The 18,813-nt window shown below is 43.3% G+C and carries 14 protein-coding genes; 3 read left to right on the plus strand and 11 right to left on the minus strand.

The genetic code is table 11. The features are described 5' to 3' along the window. Positions 1-367 precede the first annotated feature (367 nt). A complete protein-coding gene (locus D8787_RS05340) occupies positions 368-3,358 on the minus strand; it encodes a type I restriction endonuclease subunit R (RefSeq protein ID WP_125421520.1) in 2,991 nt (996 codons plus the stop codon). A 148-nt stretch (positions 3,359-3,506) separates the two neighbouring features. On the opposite strand from D8787_RS05340, the gene D8787_RS05345 reads away from it, so the two are divergent. Next, positions 3,507-4,124 carry a TVP38/TMEM64 family protein gene (locus tag D8787_RS05345; protein WP_000076168.1) on the plus strand — a complete coding sequence of 206 codons (618 nt, stop codon included), beginning with the start codon at positions 3,507-3,509 and terminating at the stop codon, positions 4,122-4,124. 42 nt (positions 4,125-4,166) lie between these two features. Here the strand turns inward: D8787_RS05345 and scrK are convergent, their stop codons facing one another. Then, positions 4,167-5,054: a fructokinase ScrK gene (gene scrK, locus D8787_RS05350; protein WP_000164316.1), complete on the minus strand. Its 888-nt coding sequence runs from the start codon at positions 5,052-5,054 to the stop codon at positions 4,167-4,169. Between the two features lie 148 nt (positions 5,055-5,202). After that, positions 5,203-7,089: a sucrose-specific PTS transporter subunit IIBC gene (locus tag D8787_RS05355; RefSeq protein ID WP_125421523.1), complete on the minus strand. Its 1,887-nt coding sequence runs from the start codon at positions 7,087-7,089 to the stop codon at positions 5,203-5,205. A 379-nt stretch (positions 7,090-7,468) separates the two neighbouring features. Between D8787_RS05355 and D8787_RS05370 the strand changes: the two genes are divergently transcribed. Both D8787_RS05370 and D8787_RS05375 read left to right on the plus strand, forming a co-directional pair. Continuing rightward, positions 7,469-8,923, plus strand: coding sequence for a sucrose-6-phosphate hydrolase (locus D8787_RS05370; protein WP_125421526.1), 1,455 nt, complete (start codon positions 7,469-7,471; stop codon positions 8,921-8,923). Next, on the plus strand, positions 8,904-9,869 hold the full coding sequence (locus tag D8787_RS05375; RefSeq protein WP_125421529.1) for a LacI family DNA-binding transcriptional regulator: 966 nt from the start codon (positions 8,904-8,906) through the stop codon (positions 9,867-9,869). The genes D8787_RS05370 and D8787_RS05375 overlap by 20 nt, the downstream gene beginning before the upstream one ends. Before the next feature lie 189 nt (positions 9,870-10,058). Here the strand turns inward: D8787_RS05375 and D8787_RS05380 are convergent, their stop codons facing one another. The 8 genes from D8787_RS05380 to fmt form a co-directional block, all read right to left on the minus strand. Beyond that, entirely contained in the window at positions 10,059-11,333 is a 1,275-nt protein-coding gene (locus D8787_RS05380; protein ID WP_125421532.1) for a hydroxymethylglutaryl-CoA reductase, degradative, read from the minus strand. Further along, on the minus strand, positions 11,330-12,505 hold the full coding sequence (locus D8787_RS05385; protein WP_185776757.1) for a hydroxymethylglutaryl-CoA synthase: 1,176 nt from the start codon (positions 12,503-12,505) through the stop codon (positions 11,330-11,332). Before D8787_RS05385 ends, D8787_RS05380 begins: the two co-directional genes overlap by 4 nt. A gap of 112 nt (positions 12,506-12,617) precedes the next feature. Next, a complete protein-coding gene (locus D8787_RS05390) occupies positions 12,618-13,067 on the minus strand; it encodes a threonine/serine exporter family protein (protein ID WP_125421538.1) in 450 nt (149 codons plus the stop codon). A 1-nt stretch (position 13,068) separates the two neighbouring features. Next, positions 13,069-13,827 carry a threonine/serine exporter family protein gene (locus D8787_RS05395; RefSeq protein ID WP_125421541.1) on the minus strand — a complete coding sequence of 253 codons (759 nt, stop codon included), beginning with the start codon at positions 13,825-13,827 and terminating at the stop codon, positions 13,069-13,071. A gap of 88 nt (positions 13,828-13,915) precedes the next feature. Continuing rightward, entirely contained in the window at positions 13,916-15,814 is a 1,899-nt protein-coding gene (gene pknB / locus D8787_RS05400; protein ID WP_125421544.1) for a Stk1 family PASTA domain-containing Ser/Thr kinase, read from the minus strand. Next, a complete protein-coding gene (locus tag D8787_RS05405; protein ID WP_102210445.1) occupies positions 15,811-16,551 on the minus strand; it encodes a Stp1/IreP family PP2C-type Ser/Thr phosphatase in 741 nt (246 codons plus the stop codon). The genes pknB and D8787_RS05405 overlap by 4 nt, the downstream gene beginning before the upstream one ends. Before the next feature lie 14 nt (positions 16,552-16,565). After that, on the minus strand, positions 16,566-17,879 hold the full coding sequence (gene rsmB, locus D8787_RS05410) for a 16S rRNA (cytosine(967)-C(5))-methyltransferase RsmB (RefSeq protein WP_185776758.1): 1,314 nt from the start codon (positions 17,877-17,879) through the stop codon (positions 16,566-16,568). Next, on the minus strand, positions 17,872-18,807 hold the full coding sequence (gene fmt / locus D8787_RS05415; protein WP_125421549.1) for a methionyl-tRNA formyltransferase: 936 nt from the start codon (positions 18,805-18,807) through the stop codon (positions 17,872-17,874). The genes rsmB and fmt overlap by 8 nt, the downstream gene beginning before the upstream one ends. Positions 18,808-18,813 lie beyond the last annotated feature (6 nt).

An 18,813-nucleotide genomic window follows, 5' to 3' on the forward strand; every position in this document is an offset into this window, starting at 1 on the left:
TCTTTGCCTTTACTTATGGAGAAGAGATTCCTAAGCTTCTCGGCATTTCTAAAATACCTGCAGAAGACGTCTGTCAGTCTTCAAAATTACTCCAACATAAAATCTAAAAACTAATCTTCAACCCCATTCAAACGTCTCACACTAACTTCCACCATAGCGGAACTTAATCTGAAACGCTTTCAGATGAGGGGATTTTGTGCGCTCTTTTTTTCGATTCATTTTGGCTACAAAAGCAATGAAATCAAGCATGATTAAAACCAGTGGAATTTACCCTGACACGGATTTCCACTGGTTTTTAGGATTTTTATCAGACTAACTTCCACTTGGAGTAGCAGTGGAACTTAGTTTGGGAATTTACCTTACAAACTTATCTCCCTGCTCTGAGGGGCTCAATAACTTCCTCCACCAGTTGGGTACAAGCTTCCTTGATTTGTTTTTTATAGAGGAGAGGATTGAGGGCATCCGCCACCTCTAGCTTATAGTCCTGATAGCGCTGGCTCTTGGTCAGCTGACTTTCTCCTAGTTGTTTTTTAGCTCCCTTACGGCAGTGTTCGACATAGTAACGGAGTTCATCTTCGCCGACATACCAGCGTTTGCTAAAGATTTGGATATGTTGCTGGATGACAGCCTCGATCATCTGATCCAAGATATTTGCGATAGACTGACCACGATAACTTTCTGGATGCTCTTGAACTTCTCTCCACAGTTCAGTGATGATCTGGGCAAGATTTGGATTGGTCTTCTCAAGACTCTGAATATAGTTATCCACCGCTTCCTTATCTTGAGCGCTGAGGTTCTTTTCTTGACTCTGGCCTTGCTCAATCAGGCTTTGGATCAAGGTTAAGATATAGGCATAGTTAATTTCGTCCACTTGGATAGACTCCAGTTCATAGTGGATATCAAGTGGTTCACCATCGTCATCATCCTCTACTCGGCTTTTTAATTCTGCAAGGACATTTCGATAAAGTCCCAGATACCTTTCCAACTTTTCTCCATCAAGTCCCGTCTGACTGTAAAGCTCTTCCTCATCATACTCTTTATACACTCGGATAGAGGCTAGGTATTTATCAAAGGCTTGATAGGTTTTAGCTAGTTTCCTCAACTCAGGCGTAGAAACTTGCTCGATTTGGAGTTCATCCTCAGGATCATCGGTGATGAGATTTTGGAAATCACTGCAACTCCTCAAAAAGTTTCTCTTCTCCTCTTCCCAACTCGGAGCTAGGACCTCGTTTTCTCCACCATTCGAGTAGAGTTTGAGGGCATTATCCACTGCTTCCTTAAAAGCTAGGGGCTTTTGGAAGGTGATGATATGACCATAGGTCTTACTGCTATCAAAAATACGATTGGTTCGGCTAAAGGCCTGAATCAAGTCCTGCGGTTGCATGGGCTTTCTGTCAATAAAGAGAGTTGATAGACAAGGGGCATCAAATCCTGTTAAGAGACGGTTGACCACGATAACCAAGTCCAACTGTTCATTGCGATAGAGGTATTTGTCCTGTTTTCGAGCTAGACGGTTATTGACATCCGTATTAAAGCCACGAAGATCCGCCATGGTAAAGTGGGTATCAAACTCTTGGTTATAGTCTTCTAAAACCTGCTTCATGTGGTCTTGATTGGCTCTTGAGTCTTCTTCATTTTCTGTGACCGAATAAGTGATGGTCGCCTTTGGAAAGTCAGGAAGGATCTGCTTGACCCTCTCCGATACCTTGAGCCTCGTCTCCCCAGCCTTGACTCGCTTGAGGAGATCATAGTAGGCCTGGGCTTGAGGAATTGACTTGACGGTCAGGATAGCGTTGTAGGTCTTACCCACTCCTTTTTGGAAGCCTAATTGTTGACGAGATTTATTGATAATGGCATCCAAGACTTCCAGCATATGCTCCTCATCCTCGTATACGGTATCTGGCATGTCATTTTCAGATTTATCTGTGATGAGGGTATTGCGATAATCCACTTTAAAGCCTAAAACTGCTCCATCATGGATGGCTTCCTTGACTGTATACTCATGGAGACGGTCTCCGTACTGTTGTTGGGTAGTTTGGGCTAGATCACCGACCTGCTGGCGTTTATTTTCCTTAAAGATAGGCGTTCCTGTAAAACCATACCAGAGCGACTGAGGGAAAAAGGCCTTAATATCTTTTTGTGTCTGTGGAGTCACAGCACGGTGGCATTCATCCACGACAAAGGCCACTCGGAGTCCCTTGATTTTGTCAGCATCTCTTTGGTAAAGACCTTGCTCAAACTTACGCATCATGGTGATGATTTTCTGGATGGTCGTTACCACCACACGCTTATCATTACTTCCTAGTCGCTTGACCAAATCATGGGTATTGTCCGTCTCGTCAATATCAATAACATCATTGGTCGCATAGGAGAGAAAGGATGAAGTGGTCTGTTGGTCCAAGTCCCTGCGGTCAACGACAAAAATTGTCTTTTGAATAGAAGGTATTTGTAGGAGATTCCGAGCCACCTTATAAGAAGTCAGGGTCTTCCCTGAACCTGTCGTGTGCCAGACATAGCCAGACTCCTGACGACGAGAAGCTTCCTGAACAGCCTCAATAGCATGGATCTGGTAAGGACGCAGAAGGATAAGAGCCTTCTTACTATCATCAAGAACAGAATACTGCATAACCATCTGGTGGGCACGAGGGATAGAAAGGACTTCGTGGGCAAAACTGGTCAAGCTCGTTATGGGTTGGTTGTCCTTATCCACCCACTTAGTTAGAAATTGCTTGTTGAGTTTATTTTCTCTGGCTGCAGCGATATAGCGTGTGTCTACTTTATTGGTCACAACAAACATCTGTAAGCTAGAGAAAATACCACGGAACTTGCCTTCCCTATCATACTTCTTAATTTGATGAAAGGCATCTAGAAAAGCAACTCTGGGACTTTTAAGTTCGATCTGAATCATTGGAAGGCCATTGATCAAGAGGGTCACATCTAGCCTGCGATCTTGATCCTGAGGATTTACCTTATCTCTCTCGACTTGGTTGACAACCTCATAACTGGACTTGCCAGCTGCGATATTGTCTCGCCAGATAACGGATAAACGGATAGTCCCCAAACTAGCATCTTCTCTTTGAACCTCAACCTTGGCAATGCCATTTTCTCCGACCAACCACTTGGCCGCATCATAGTAGCTAACAAAGTTCAGTTGATTCTTTATCTGGCGTTTTTCTTGTTCTGTCAGGGGATGATCTGCCAATAGCGCCACATTGTTCTGGGCTAGCTTTTCAAAGAAGTTTTCCCATAATTGCTCTTCTGTTTTAAGGTCTTCTCTGTATGTCCATTGACTTTCCCCAGTTACCAGTTGGCTGATCAGTTGTTTTTCTATCTCCAGTTCTGGTTTTACCTGTATCATACTCTCTCCTTTGCTACATGTCTGCTCCCTTTATTATAGCATGTTTAGCCTCAAATTCCACCACTCTTCCCATCACAAAAAAGACTCATTCCCCCTTTCTCCTCCAAAATATGGTATAGTAGAGTTATACTATCTATGAGGAGTTTACATGTCACAGGATAAACAAATGAAAGCTGTTTCTCCCCTTCTGCAGCAAGTTATCAATATCTCATCGATTGTCGGTGGAGTTGGGAGTTTGATTTTCTGTATTTGGGCTTATCAGGCTGGGATTTTACAGTCTAAGGAAACCCTCTCTGCCTTTATCCAGCAGGCAGGTATCTGGGGGCCACCTCTCTTTATCTTTTTACAGATTTTACAGACGGTCGTCCCTATCATTCCAGGAGCCTTGACCTCGGTGGCTGGGGTCTTTATCTACGGTCACATCATCGGGACTATCTACAACTATATCGGCATTGTCATTGGCTGTGCCATTATCTTTTATCTGGTGCGCCTCTACGGAGCTGCCTTTGTCCAGTCTGTCGTCAGCAAGCGCACCTACGACAAGTATATCGGTTGGTTGGATAAGGGCAATCGTTTTGACCGTTTCTTTATTTTTATGATGATTTGGCCCATTAGTCCAGCTGACTTTCTCTGTATGCTGGCTGCCCTGACCAAGATGAGCTTCAAGCGCTATATGACCATCATCATTCTGACCAAGCCCTTTACTCTCGTGGTTTATACCTACGGTCTGACCTATATTATCGACTTTTTCTGGCAAATGCTTTGACACGTAAAAAATCCGTTTGGTTTCCCAAGCGGATTTTGTGCTTTATTTTGAAACTTCTTTTGCAAGAACAAAGTTTCCAAGTGTGGCAGAACCATTTCCTGCGACTGCTGGCGTCACGATATAGTCACGCACATCAGGTACTGGTAGGTAGCCATTAAGAAGAGATGTAAATTTCTCACGGACACGGTCCAGCATGTGTTGTTGAGCCATGACCCCTCCACCAAAGACAATCACATCTGGGCGGAAAGTCACTGTCGCATTGACCGCAGCTTGAGCGATATAGTAGGCTTGAACATCCCAAACAGGGTTATTGAGTTCAATATTTTCCCCACGAACACCTGTACGAGCTTCCAAACTTGGACCAGCTGCATAGCCTTCCAGACATCCCTTGTGGAATGGACAAACACCGTTGAATTCCTTTTCAATATCCATTGGGTGTCTAGCAACATAGTAGTGACCCATTTCAGGGTGACCCACACCACCGATGAACTCACCACGTTGAATAACACCTGCACCGATACCTGTACCGATTGTGTAGTAAACCAAGTTTTCGATACGACCACCAGCATTATTACGGGCAACCACTTCACCATAAGCAGAGCTGTTTACATCTGTAGTGAAGTACATTGGCACGTTTAGGGCGCGACGAAGGGCACCAAGCAAGTCCACATTTGCCCAGTTTGGTTTTGGAGTCGTCGTGATAAAGCCATAAGTTTTTGAGTTTTTATCAATATCAATCGGACCAAATGAACCGACTGCAAGACCAGCAAGATTATCGAATTTTGAGAAGAACTCGATGGTTTTATCGATTGTTTCGATTGGAGTGGTTGTTGGAAATTGTGTTTTTTCTACAACGTTAAAGTTTTCATCACCGACAGCACAGACAAACTTTGTACCGCCCGCTTCCAAGCTTCCATATAATTTTGTCATGATAAACCTCTTGTTTTTATTTTCTTTATTATAGCATATTTGAAAAGTCTAAATTTCTCTATTTTTTAGATTTTCCTCTGTAAATCTTACCATTCAAGCAAAAACGAACAAACATGTCATTTGTTCGTTTTCATTTTGAGAGGATTAATTAGATTTTCACTTCAATAACGGCATCTCCCTTCGCAACTGAACCTGTTGCGACTGGTGCTACTGAAGCGTAGTCAGCTGTGTTTGTAACGATAACCATTGTTGTATCATCAAGTCCAGCTGCAGCGATTTTGTTTGAGTCAAATGTTCCAAGAACATCGCCAGCTTTAACCTTATCACCTTGAGCAACTTTTGCTTCAAAACCTTCACCATTCATAGATACAGTGTCAATACCAACGTGGATCAAAACTTCAGCACCAGCAGTTGTTTTCAAACCAAAAGCGTGTCCTGTTGGAAAGGCAATTGAAACTTCAGCATCAGCTGGTGCATATGCCACACCTTGACTTGGTTTCACAGCGATACCTTGCCCCATAGCTCCACTTGAGAAGACTGGGTCATTGACATCAGCAAGAGCGACAACATCACCGACGATAGGAGTTACAAGTGTTTCATTTTGAAGAGCTGCTGGAATGTTACCAGTTGTTTCTTCTTGGACCAAACGTTCTGTCGCTACTTCAGTAGCAACTTCTTTTTCATCCTCATAACCAAACATGTAAGTGAGGGCAAAACCAAGTGCAAATGATACAGCTACCATAAGAAGGTATTGGGCAAGTTGTCCGTTACCGATGTAAAGCATTGTACCAGGGATGATGGTGATACCATTACCAGTACCTGCAAGTCCAAGGATAGAAGCCAATCCACCACCGATTGCACCAGCAATTAATGAAAGGAAGAATGGTTTACGGAAGCGCAAGTTCACCCCGAAGATAGCAGGCTCTGTAATACCGAGGAAGGCAGAAAGAGCAGCTGGGAAAGCAAGTGTTTTCAGTTTTGGATTTTTAGTTTTAACACCAACCGCAACAGTCGCAGCACCTTGAGCTGTCATAGCAGCTGTGATGATCGCGTTGAATGGGTTAGCATGGTCAGCAGCAAGCAATTGAACTTCAAGCAAGTTGAAGATGTGGTGCACACCTGACACGACGATCAATTGATGAACCCCACCAATCAAGAAACCACCAAGACCAAATGGCAAGTTAAGGATCGCTTTTGTAGCGATAAGGATATAGTTTTCAACGACGTGGAAAACCGGCCCGATGACAAAGAGTCCAAGGATAGACATAACCAAAAGTGTCACGAATGGTGTTACCAAGAGGTCAATCACATCTGGAACAACCTTGCGGACAGCTTTTTCAAATTTTGCTCCGACAACCCCGATGATGAAGGCTGGAAGAACGGAACCTTGCAAACCAACAACAGGGATGAAACCAAAGAAGTTCATAGCTGTTACTTCACCACCTGAAGCGACCGCCCAAGCGTTTGGAAGTGAACCAGAAACAAGCATCATACCAAGAACGATACCAACGGCAGGGTTACCACCGAATACACGGAAGGTTGACCAAACAACCAAACCTGGCAAGATGATGAAGGCTGTATCTGTCAAGATTTGTGTGTAAGTTGCAAAGTCTCCTGGAAGTGGCATTTCAAGAGCGTTGAAAAGGCCACGCACACCCATGAAGAGACCTGTCGCTACGATAACTGGGATGATTGGAACGAAAACGTCACCGAAAGTACGGATAGCACGTTGGAACCAATTCCCTTGTTTAGCAGCTTCTGCTTTCATGTCAGCTTTAGATGATGTTGGCAAACCAAGTGCAACAACTTCATCGTACATTTTGTTAACTGTACCTGTACCAAAGATGATTTGGTATTGACCTGAGTTAAAGAAAGCACCTTGAACTTTTTCCAAGTTCTCAATCACTTCTTTATTGATTTTTCCTTCATCTTTGACCATGACACGAAGACGAGTCGCACAGTGAGCTACACTGTTGACATTTTCACGTCCGCCCAAGGCATCGATGACTTTTTTTGCAATTTCCTGATTATTCATTTGCAAAAATCTCCTTATATAAAATTTTGTTCTTGTTTGAAAGCGATTTTATCCGCCCTACGACTTTTATTTTATCATGTTTTAGAAATATGTCAAGCGTTTTGCAGAAAAAATATTCTATCCACTTAGTAAGCTCGCTTTAGATTGATTGATTTTGACTGTTTTATCAGGAATTCCTTAAAAAAACAAGTTTAAAATCTTAGTTAAAAGGCTTTTATTTCATTATCTTTCATATTTTCCTGAAAATTTGATTGGTTTCCTGCATTTATTTTATGATAAACGTTTGACAGTTTTTTCTCTTTTTTAACATAAAAGTCTTGCTTTTTTTTCCGAAAACGGTTACTATTAAAAGTGATAAGATTTTTGGAGGAATGAAAGAATGGAATGGACTACTGAGCGTCGTTACAGACTTTATCAAGACTGGACGCAAGAAGAAATTAAGAATATTAAGGAAAATATGGCACAATCTCCATGGCATACTCATTACCATGTTGAGCCAAAAACAGGACTTCTCAACGACCCAAATGGCTTTTCTTACTTTGATGGAAAGTGGATTGTTTTTTATCAGAATTTTCCTTTTGGTGCAGCCCACGGTTTGAAATCTTGGGCACAGCTAGAAAGTGATGATTTGATTCACTTCACGGAAACTGGAGTCAAAATTTTGCCTGATACTCCATTAGATAGCCACGGTGCCTACTCTGGTTCTGCCATGCAGTTTGGCGATAACTTGTTCCTATTTTATACAGGAAATGTTCGTGATGAAAACTGGATCCGTCACCCTTACCAGATTGGAGCTTTGATGAATAAGGATGGCAAGATTACAAAGATTGATAAGATCTTAATCGACCAGCCTGCTGACTCAACTGACCACTTCCGTGATCCGCAAATTTTTAACTTCAAGGGCCAATACTATGCTATCGTCGGTGGACAGGACTTGGAGAAAAAAGGCTTCGTCCGTCTCTACAAGGCTGTAGACAACGACTACACAAACTGGCAAGCAGTTGGCAACCTTGACTTTGCTAACGATCGTACTGCCTACATGATGGAATGTCCAAATCTGGTCTTTGTAGGGGAACAACCTGTCCTTCTCTACTGTCCACAAGGATTGGATAAGAAAGTTCTAGACTACGATAATATCTTTCCAAATATGTATAAGATTGGGGCTTCCTTTGACCCTGAAAATGCTAAAATGGTAGATGTATCTCAACTTCAAAACATGGACTATGGTTTCGAAGCCTATGCAACTCAAGCCTTCAACGCTCCTGATGGACGTGCTCTAGCTGTTAGCTGGCTTGGCTTGCCAGATGTTTCTTACCCATCTGACCGTTTTGACCACCAAGGAACCTTCTCTTTGGTCAAGGAACTCACTATCAAAGACGGCAAACTCTACCAATACCCAGTCGCAGCTATCAAGGACCTTCGTGCTTCTGAAGAAGCCTTCTCAAACCGTGCTCAAACCAAGAACACTTATGAACTCGAACTCAACTTGGAAGCTAATAGTCAGAGCGAGATTGTCTTACTTGCTGATCAAGAAGGCAAGGGACTTTCCATCAACTTTGACCTTGTAAATGGTCAAGTGACAGTAGATCGTAGCCAGGCTGGTGAACAGTATGCTCAAGAATTTGGAACAACTCGCTCTTGCCCTATCGACAATCAAGCTACTACTGCTACGATTTTCATCGATAACTCTGTCTTTGAAATTTTCATCAATAAAGGAGAAAAAGTATTTTCTGGTCGTGTCTTCCCACATGCGGATCAAAATGGGATCCTGATTAAATCTGGAAACCCAACTGGAAGATACTATGAATTAAATTATGGTCGCAAAACTAACTGATGTCGCCAAACTTGCGGGCGTCAGCCCTACTACCGTTTCTCGGGTTATCAATAAAAAGGGTTATCTATCTGAAAAAACCATTCAAAAAGTAAATGAAGCCATGCGAGAATTGGGCTATAAACCCAACAACCTAGCTCGTAGTCTGCAAGGAAAATCGGCTAAATTAATCGGCTTGATTTTCCCAAATATTTCCAACGTTTTCTACGCAGAATTGATTGATAAGCTGGAACACCAACTCTTCAAAAATGGCTACAAGACCATCATCTGCAACAGCGAACACGACTCTGAGAAGGAACGCGAGTACATCGAAATGCTGGAAGCCAATCAGGTGGACGGCATCATTTCTGGTAGTCACAACCTAGGAATTGAAGACTACAATCGTGTGACAGCACCGATTATTTCCTTTGACCGAAACTTGTCACCAGACATTCCTGTCGTTTCCTCTGATAACTATGCTGGTGGAGTTCTTGCCGCCCAGACCTTGGTTAAGACAGGAGCCCAGTCTATCATCATGATTACAGGGAATGACAATTCTAATTCACCAACTGGACTACGCCACGCTGGCTTTGCATCTGTACTCCCAAAAGCTCCTATTATCAATGTTTCCAGTGACTTTTCTCCTGTCAGAAAAGAAATGGAAATCAAGAATATCTTGACCCGTCAAAAACCAGATGCCATTTTCGCTTCGGATGACTTAACAGCTATTCTGGTCATTAAAATTGCTCAAGAACTAGGCATTTCTGTTCCTGAAGAGCTCAAAATCATCGGCTATGATGGAACCTACTTTATCGAGAATTACTACCCTCAACTGGCTACTATTAAGCAACCCTTGGAAGAGATTGCCTGCCTCACTGTTGACCTCCTCTTGCAAAAAATCGAAGGCAAGGAAGTCGCAACAACAGGTTACTTCTTACCAGTTACATTATTGCCAGGAAAAAGTATTTAATACTCAATAAAAATCAAAGAGCAAACTAGTAAGCTAGCCGCAGGTTGCTCAAAGCACTGCTTTGAGGTTGTAGATAAGACTGACGAAGTCAGTTACATATATCTACGGTAAGGCGAAGCTGACGTGGTTTGAATTTGATTTTCGAAGAGTATAAGCACAAGAAAACTCAGATAAATTCGTCTGAGTTTTTTATGATCTTAAGTTTTCTAAATAATGCTGGGCTGTCTCGAGATTAAAGGTTTTATCTGCGATGAGGCGCTCGACTAGGGGAGCTACCTCGGATTCACTAGCACCTGCGAGAAGTGCCAAGGATTTGGCCTGCAATTTCATGTGGCCTTGCTGGATGCCTGTACTGACCAAGGCTTTGAGGGCTGCAAAATTTTGGGCAAGACCGATAGACACGATAATCTGGGCTAATTCTTTGGCAGAAGGATTTCCCAGTAGTTCATGACTGAGGGCTACACGAGGGTTGAGACCAATAGAACCGCCCTTGGTCGCTACAGGCATGGGCAGGGTCATCTCACCGACCAATTCTTCTCTTTCAAGGTCCAGCGTCCATTGACTAAGACCTTGATAACTGCCATCTCGACTTGCAAAAGCATGAGCCCCTGCCTCAATAGCACGCCAGTCATTACCAGTGGCAATCAAAATTGCATCAACACCGTTAAATATCCCTTTATTATGAGTAGCTGCTCGGTAAGGATCAACCTGCGCAAACTGGCTAGCCAAAGCTATCTTCTCTGCAATTTCTCGTCCTTGATCCTTTTGGCGGCTCAAGTATCGAAAGGCGATACGACAGCTTGCAGTCACCAGAGAATCGGTCGCGTAGTTGGACAGGATCCCCATAAGACTCTGCCCCTGACTGAGTTCTTCTAAGACTGGTTTCAAGGCCTCCAGCATGGTGTTGAGCATATTGGCTCCCATGGCTTCCTGGGTATCGACATGGAGATAAACAACGAGAAAGTTTGTTTCACCTTTAATCTGTTCTACATGTAAATCACGCGCCCCACCTCCACGTTTGACGATAGAAGGATAGGCTTGATTGGCAAGTTCTAAGAGCTCCGCTTTCTTGTCGGCAATCTTCTCTTGCACTTGTTCAGGATTAGCAACTTGATAAAGGGCTACCTGCCCAATCATCTGACGCTCATGGACTTGTGCAGTAAAACCGCCTGCTCGCTTGATGATTTTACTTGCATAGCTGGCCGCCGCAACCACAGAGGGTTCTTCCGTCACATAGGGAACTGTGTATTCCTGACCATTGACAAGAACCTCTGGAACTAGCGAATAAGGCAAAGAAAAAGTTCCCACTACATTCTCACTCAGCTGGTCTGCGACAGTCACACTCATCTGTTCATCCTGCTCCAAACTCTCTTGTCTCTCAGGACTAAGGAGCGCCTGAGCTTTTAACAGCTCGAGGCGCTCTTGGTATGATTTTTTAGAAAATCCATTCCAACTTATCTTCATTCTTTTTCAACCTTGCTATAACGGCGTTGGTGGTCCACAATTTCAACCAAGGCAAAATCTTGATTTTCATAGCCAGCAAACTGGGCAGAATTTGTTTCATCTAAGTCTACTTCCTCAAAGAAGACTTTTTCATAATCTGCAACAGATAGGGCAGTTCTTTGGTTGAGCTTGTTCAAGCGGTCTTTATCCAGATAGGCTTCATAACCCTCAACCAATTCACCACTGAAGAATTCAGCCACGGCACCACTTCCGTAACTATAAAGAGCGATTTTATCCCCAGCCTTCAAGCTATCTGTATTTTCCAAGAGAGACAAAAGTCCAAGGAAGAGGGAACCTGTATAGATATTCCCCACCTTTTGACTGTAGAGAATAGACTGGTCAAAATGCTTTTGCAAGAGCTCTTTTTTCTCTTGAGGCAGGTTCTTATCCATGATTTTTTTCAAGCCTTTTAGGGCTAATTTAGGATAAGGCAAGTGGAAGCACACAGCCGCAAAATCATCTAAGGTAAGCTGGTAGCGTTTTTGGTATTCAAGCCAAGTCGTTTTCAAACTATCCAAGTATTGTTGGGTAGAATAAACACCATTTACATAAGGGGTTGTTGAGTAATTTGGTCGCCAGAAATCCATGATGTCACGGGTCTGAGCCACGTTATCATTATTAAAGGCCATCATGCGTGGATTTTGTGTAATCAACATGGCCACACTTCCAGCTCCCTGAGTTGGTTCTCCTGAAGTTTCAATACCGTATTTGGCAATATCACTGGCAATGACCAAGACCTTGGACTCTGGAGAATTTTCTACATGTAATTTGGCATAATGAAGGGCAGCTGTCGCTCCATAGCAGGCTTCTTTAATCTCGAAACTACGAGCAAAGGGCTGGATACCCAACAATCCATGCACAAAGACGGCTGCAGCTTTACTCTGGTCAATTCCTGACTCGGTAGCCACAATGACCATATCAATTTCTTGTCTTTCTTGCTCAGTTAAAATAGAGTCACTTGCACTGGCCGCCAAGGTCACGATATCCTCAGTTAGGGAGGCAATACTCAATTCCTTGAGCAAGAGTCCTTTACTTAATTTTTCAGGGTCAATTCCCCTTGCTTCTGCTAAGTCTTGTAATTTCAAGACATATTGACTGGTCGCAAAACCAATCTTATCAATACCGATTGTCATATTTACCTCTGTTTTATCATTCATGTAAAAAATCGTTCATTACTATTTTATCACAAATAGCAGTAAAAGAGAGAAAAAAGACTTGATTCACCAAAGCAAGTCCCTTATTAGTCTAATTATTTTGCTGTTTTCGTAAGTAGGAATACAGTCTAAGAATCACTGTTCCACTAGCCATGCCAATAGAAATTACCAGAGCCAGCATGACAACCAAGGTTGCACTAGCAATAGCATGACTATAATCCCCCGTCACAAAAAAGGCAGTTGTTCGATAAGAAAGATAGCCTGGAACTAAGGGTGCCAAGATTGCCAAGATAAAGACCACAGCAGGGGTCTTGTAAAGAATACTTAAAATCTGACTAACACAAGAACCAATAATAGCGGCAATGAAGGTAGCTACAATGACATTAGTTGGTTCCTTGAGCAAGAGATAGATTAGCCAGACAGTCATGCCCAAAATCCCTCCTGGTAAGAGCATAGAGCGTTGAACATTGAGTACGATTAAAAAAGTGATAATGGCAAGAAGACTTGCTACTGCTTGTAATAAAAAGGTTGTTAGTGTCATATTAGTTCATCAATACCAAGGCGACAGAAGTTCCTGCCCCTAAAGCAAGGGTAATGAGCAGGGATTCAAACATCTTACTCATACCAGAGTTTATGTGGTTGGTCATGATATCCCGAACCGCATTTGTTAAGGCAATTCCTGGTACAAAAGGCATAACCGCACCAGCTATAATCAAATCTGCCGTTGAAGGAAAGCCTGTGTAGCGAGCCCAAAACTGGGCAATCATCCCAAAGACGAAGGCCCCAGCAAATGCTGTCACAAAGGGAATTCGGATAAACTTTTCCACATAGAGGGAAAAGGCAAAACCAAATAAGGTAGCCACTCCTGCCCCAAGTGCGTCATAGATATTTCCGCTAAACATAACCGAAAAGAAAGGAGCGCTAAAGGTCGCAGCCAAAGTCACCTGCAACTTGGTATAGGGAAGGGGTTGGACTTGCAAGGCCGTCAATTGCTTGAAGGCTATCTCTAAATCAATCTGCCCCCTAACCAGCTGACGAGAAATCTGGTTCACATCGCAGACTTTTTCAATGTTATAAGAAGAGGAGGTCACACGCTTCATGCGCGAAATATTGGTATTTTCAATCGAGAAAAAGATTGCGGCAGGCATGGCAAGAACATTGCAATCCACAATCCCCTGCGAATGCGCAATGCGAATCATGGTATCTTCTACGCGATGAATCTCTGAGCCACTTTTGAGAAGAATGGTTCCTGCTAGCATAATCACATCAATGACGGCATTTAATTCTTTTGATTCTTCCATGCTTGCCTCCTTTTATCAACTCCCTCTATTCTATCACAAATCTGGAGTCAAAAAAAATCTTTGCCATGAAATCATGACAAAGATTCGTTTAATCACGTGAATTTTCGTGGTTGCCTTCACTACTTGACTGAGTAGTAGGTGCATTCCCTCGTTGATTTCCTTGTTGGTTCCCCTGACTTGGTGTTGTAGTAGAACCTTGGTTTCCACGTTGGACTGGTGCTGATGATGACGTTGACGGCGGTGTTTTTGGCTTGTAAATTGAAATCTTGACACGCGTCTTCGTCAAATCAACCTTTTCACCTGCTTTTGGACTCTGTTCAACGACTGTACCTTCAGCAGTTCCAGCAGGAGCTGTCGACACTTCTACAACTTCAATATTGGCTTCTTTAATACCGACAATTTGAACGAGATTATTTTTAGTAAATTCGAGACTAGATCCTTTATAACTTGGCATAGAAACGCTGGTTACCTTCTTAGCAACGGTTAAGGTAATCGTTGAGGCCTTGCTCAAATCATAGGTTGTTCCAGCAGCTGGACTCTGTCTGAGAACAGTTCCTGCTTCACTCTCACTTGATTCTTCTTCCTCAATCTTAATGAGGTTTTCAGGAACCTTCTTCTGCTTGAGTTCCGCGATAACATCTGTCGATTTACGGCCGATATAGTTACTCAATTGGAAAGATTGCTTGCCTGATGAGACAACCAAATTGATTTTCGAACCTTCTTTTCGAGTCGTTCCAGCATCAGGATCTGTACGGATAATCCGCCCTTCTTCCACCTTTTCACTAGCCTCTGATTTCTCCTCGCCAATCTCAAAATTGGCTTTCTTGAGAGTTTCCTTGGCCTCCGCCACTGTCTGACCTGCCACGTCTGGAATAGCAATGGTTGCAGGAGTTCTGGATAAGATCCAAATCAGAGAGGCTGCCACCAATACAATGCTGGCCAACAAAATCATATAACGAACTCTAAATTTCCGTTTCTTAACAGGCTTGGTTGCGTAATTGTCTTCTGAAACCTGCTGACTCGGCTTCGCAACCTGTGGCTTCGGACTTTGTGTTTGCACCTTAGGAATCGACGTCAAGGTACTCTGAGATACTTTTGGTAGAGTCTTGGTGTCCGCCTTAGTCGCATCGTCAAAGACCAGCTTTGGTTCATTACGACGATTATAAGACAAACTACTAGACAAGTCCACATACATTTCAGCGACTGATTTGTAGCGATCTGTCAATTTCTTAGCAGTTGCCTTGATAACAACATTTTCCAAAGCCTGAGGAACAGATGGATTTTCAGCTATAACCGATGGCAGTGGTTTCTGGAAATGCTGGAGGGCGATGGTCACCGCGCTATCCCCGTCATAAGGGATATGGCCTGTCAGCATCTCATAGAAGATAATCCCCATGGCATAGATATCACTTTGTACAGTCGCCTTCGAACCACGCGCCTGCTCTGGTGACAAGTAATGAACTGACCCCAGCATCGAGTTGGTCTGAGTCAGACTCGTCTCAGCAAAGGCTACCGCAATCCCAAAATCTGTGACTTTGGCAGTCCCATCTGGTGTCAAGAGGATATTTTGAGGTTTCAAGTCCCTGTGAACAATTCCTCTGGTATGGGCCAAACGCATGGCTAGGAGGATTTGTCCCATGATACGGACGGCTTCTTCATTGGAAAGGGGGTAGTGTTCCTTGATATAGCGCTTGAGGTCTAGTCCAGCAACATACTCCATTGCAAGATACTGTTGACCGTCTTCCTCACCAATATCTGTTATCCGAACGATATGAGGATGGTCTAGATCTGCCATAGCTCTCGCTTCACGCTGAAAACGAGCTACAGCTATCGGGTCCGTCTGGTAGTTGGTCCTCAGAACCTTCACTGCCACTTCTTCTCCGTCTAGAATTAAATCCTTGGCCAAATAGACATCTGCCATGCCTCCTCGGCCAATCTGTTTCACAATCCGATAGCGTCCGGCAAAAATCTTGCCGATTTGGATCATTCTGCATCCTCCTCGTTCATAGAAACAAGGGCAACCGTAATATTGTCTAAACCTCCTGCATTGTTAGCAAAACGCACGAGCGTCGCTGTTTTATCTGCCAAAGGAATATCACTGGTTACAATATCACAAATCTCACTGCCTGAAATCATGTTGGTCAAACCATCACTATTGAGCAAGAGATAGTCTCCTGACTCAAGAGTAATTATTCCAAAATCAGGTTGAACTTCATCTTTTTGACCGATAGACTGGGTAATAATATTTTTCTGTGGATGGCTAGCTGCTTCTTCTGGCGTCAATTGGCCAGCTTTGAGTAATTCATTGACCAAAGAATGGTCGCTCGTTAACTGGTGGTATTCTTCTCCACGAATCAAACCAATACGAGAATCTCCAATATGGGCATAGATAGCCTGATTGCCAATAATAGCAACAGCTTCTAGAGTTGTTCCCATTCCTTTATAGGCATCATCTTGTCCAAGTTGGTGAATCTTTTGATTTTCAATTTCTAGGTAATTGCCGAACCATTCACGCACTTCATTGACTGTATCGATCTGGGTATCAACCCAAGCTATACCTAGGTCTGTTACTGCCATTTCACTAGCAATATTTCCTGCGCGATGACCTCCCATCCCATCAGCTAAAATAATCATGGTACGTCCAGCTCTATTGACATAGTGGTTGACATAGTCTTGGTTATTTGTTCGTTTCTGACCAACATCTGTTAATAATGAAATTTCCATGTGTCAGTTCCTTCCTAATCCGATATCTTGCGAAATTGACTGATGAAGAATCCATCACTTCCATACAATTCAGGTGTAATGAGGATACAGCCATCTTTCATGATATCCTTACATTCATGTTCTAGTTTTACCTGCTCGAACTCGGGATGACTTTCTAAAAAGGCCTCAACGACTTGAAAATTCTCCTCTGAAACAATGGTACAGGTACTATAAGTTATTATACCACCTTTGCCTAGTGTTTGACAAACACTACCTAATATTTCTAGCTGAATTTCCTGTAAGGACGCGAAATCTGCCGTTTCTTTATTGTATTTGATATCTGGTTTTCGGCGCAAAAGACCGATTCCTGAACAGGGAGCATCCACCAAAATCTTATCAAAAGAATCCTGACCAAAAAACTCATGTACCTTTCTGGCATCCAATTTTTGCCTTTGAATCCGATCTGCAACCCCTAGACGTTGGGCGTTTTCTTGAATTAAGTCCAACTTGTGATCGTACAAGTCCAGAGCAGTAACCTGACCTGTCGTGAGATAAGAGGCTATATGGGCTGTTTTCCCACCCGGAGCCGCACAGGCATCTAGAACCTGCTCATCACCTTGTAGATCAAGCGTCGGAGCAACCAGCTGACTGGACTCGTCTTGGATGGTAATGGATCCCTCCGCAAACAAATCATGACCTGCAAAATGTCCTTGCTCCTTAACCAGACCAGAAGGAGACAAGGATGAATTACTAGCCTCCAACAAGGCTTGGATTTCCTCTTTTCGGCTTAAATCAGTCACACGAATACTGGCCTTGTTGCGCACCAAAAGACTTTCAAAAATAGCTTGCGCTCGCTCTTCGCCGTATTCTTCTTTGAGCTTGGCAACTAGCCAAACCGGAAGGGAATAGGCAATGGAATCACGTTTATTTTTTCGTTTGATACTGGCAATATCTGGCCAACCTTCACGCAAGATACGACGAAGGACGGCATTAACCAATTTTTCGCTGCCTTTTTTACGGAATTTAGCCAGTTCCACTGCTTCATTAACCACAGCATGGTCTGGAATTTTATCCAAATAGCGGAGTTGGTAGGCACTCATGAGAAGTAGGATATAGAGCCAGCTGTCTAACTGGTCTCTGTCTTCGATAAAGTGGGATAGGTACCATTCCAGAGTCAGTTTACGGGCCACCGTTCCATAGACAATCTCTGTCACCAAGCCCTTGTCCGCTGCCGAAAATTGACTTCCCTTGAGATGCTTATTTAAGGCAATATTTGAGTATGCTTGATTGATAAAGACATCCTCTAATACTGCTAGGGTTAAACTTCTAGCCGTTTCTACTTTAGTCACCAAATCGTTCTCCTACAGTCAATGTCCGTCCAACTCCGTTGAGGAAGGAAGCAATGTCCATCTTAGGTTTACCAGCTGGCTGCACTTGTTTGAGAGACAAAGCTCCTTGAGCCGTTGCGACAATCAATTCTTTCTTGCCGATAGAGAGAATCTCTCCTGGGTTGCCTTGACCTTCTACTGGTAGGGCTTCATAAATCTTAAAGCGGTCGCCCTTAAGGAAAGTATGGGCAACAGGCCAGGGGTTCATGCCACGGATCTGGTTAAAGAGTTGACGATTGCTTTTATTCCAATCTAGTTTTTCTTCCTCTGGCTTGATGTTTGGCGAGAAAGTAACCTGACTCGGATCCTGCGGTTCAGGTTTGATTTCTCCAGCAATGTAGGCAGACAGGGTATCCAAAAGCAAATCACGACCAACTAGCGCCAATTTCTCAAACAAGGTGCCGACATTGTCCTCATCCGTAATCGGAATACTACGACGAGAAATCATATCTCCTGCATCCATTTCCTTAACCATTTCCATAATGGTCACACCAGCTTCCTCATCCCCTTGAATCAAGGCATAATGGATAGGCGCACCACCACGGTGTTTTGGAAGGAGGGAAGCGTGAACATTGACCGCAAAGTCCATGCTATCAAGGAGTTTACTTGGGAGAAACTGGCCAAAAGCAGCAGTCACAATTCCATCTGCTCCTAGCTTCATAAGATCTTCCATCTCTGGACTTCCAGATAATTTTTCAGGTTGGTAGATAGGAAGTCCTGCCTCTTTGGCAGCTTGTTTAACTGGGGTTTCTTGAATAACTTTTTTACGCCCAACAGCACGGTCAGGCTGGGTCACAACGGCTAGAATCTCATAGCGGTCATCTGTCAAAAGTCCTTTTAAGACGGTTGCTGAAAAATCGGGGGTCCCCATAAAAATTAATTTTGTCATATCTTC

The organism is Streptococcus mitis (assembly GCF_003944325.1).
GTDB lineage: Bacteria > Bacillota > Bacilli > Lactobacillales > Streptococcaceae > Streptococcus > Streptococcus mitis_CW.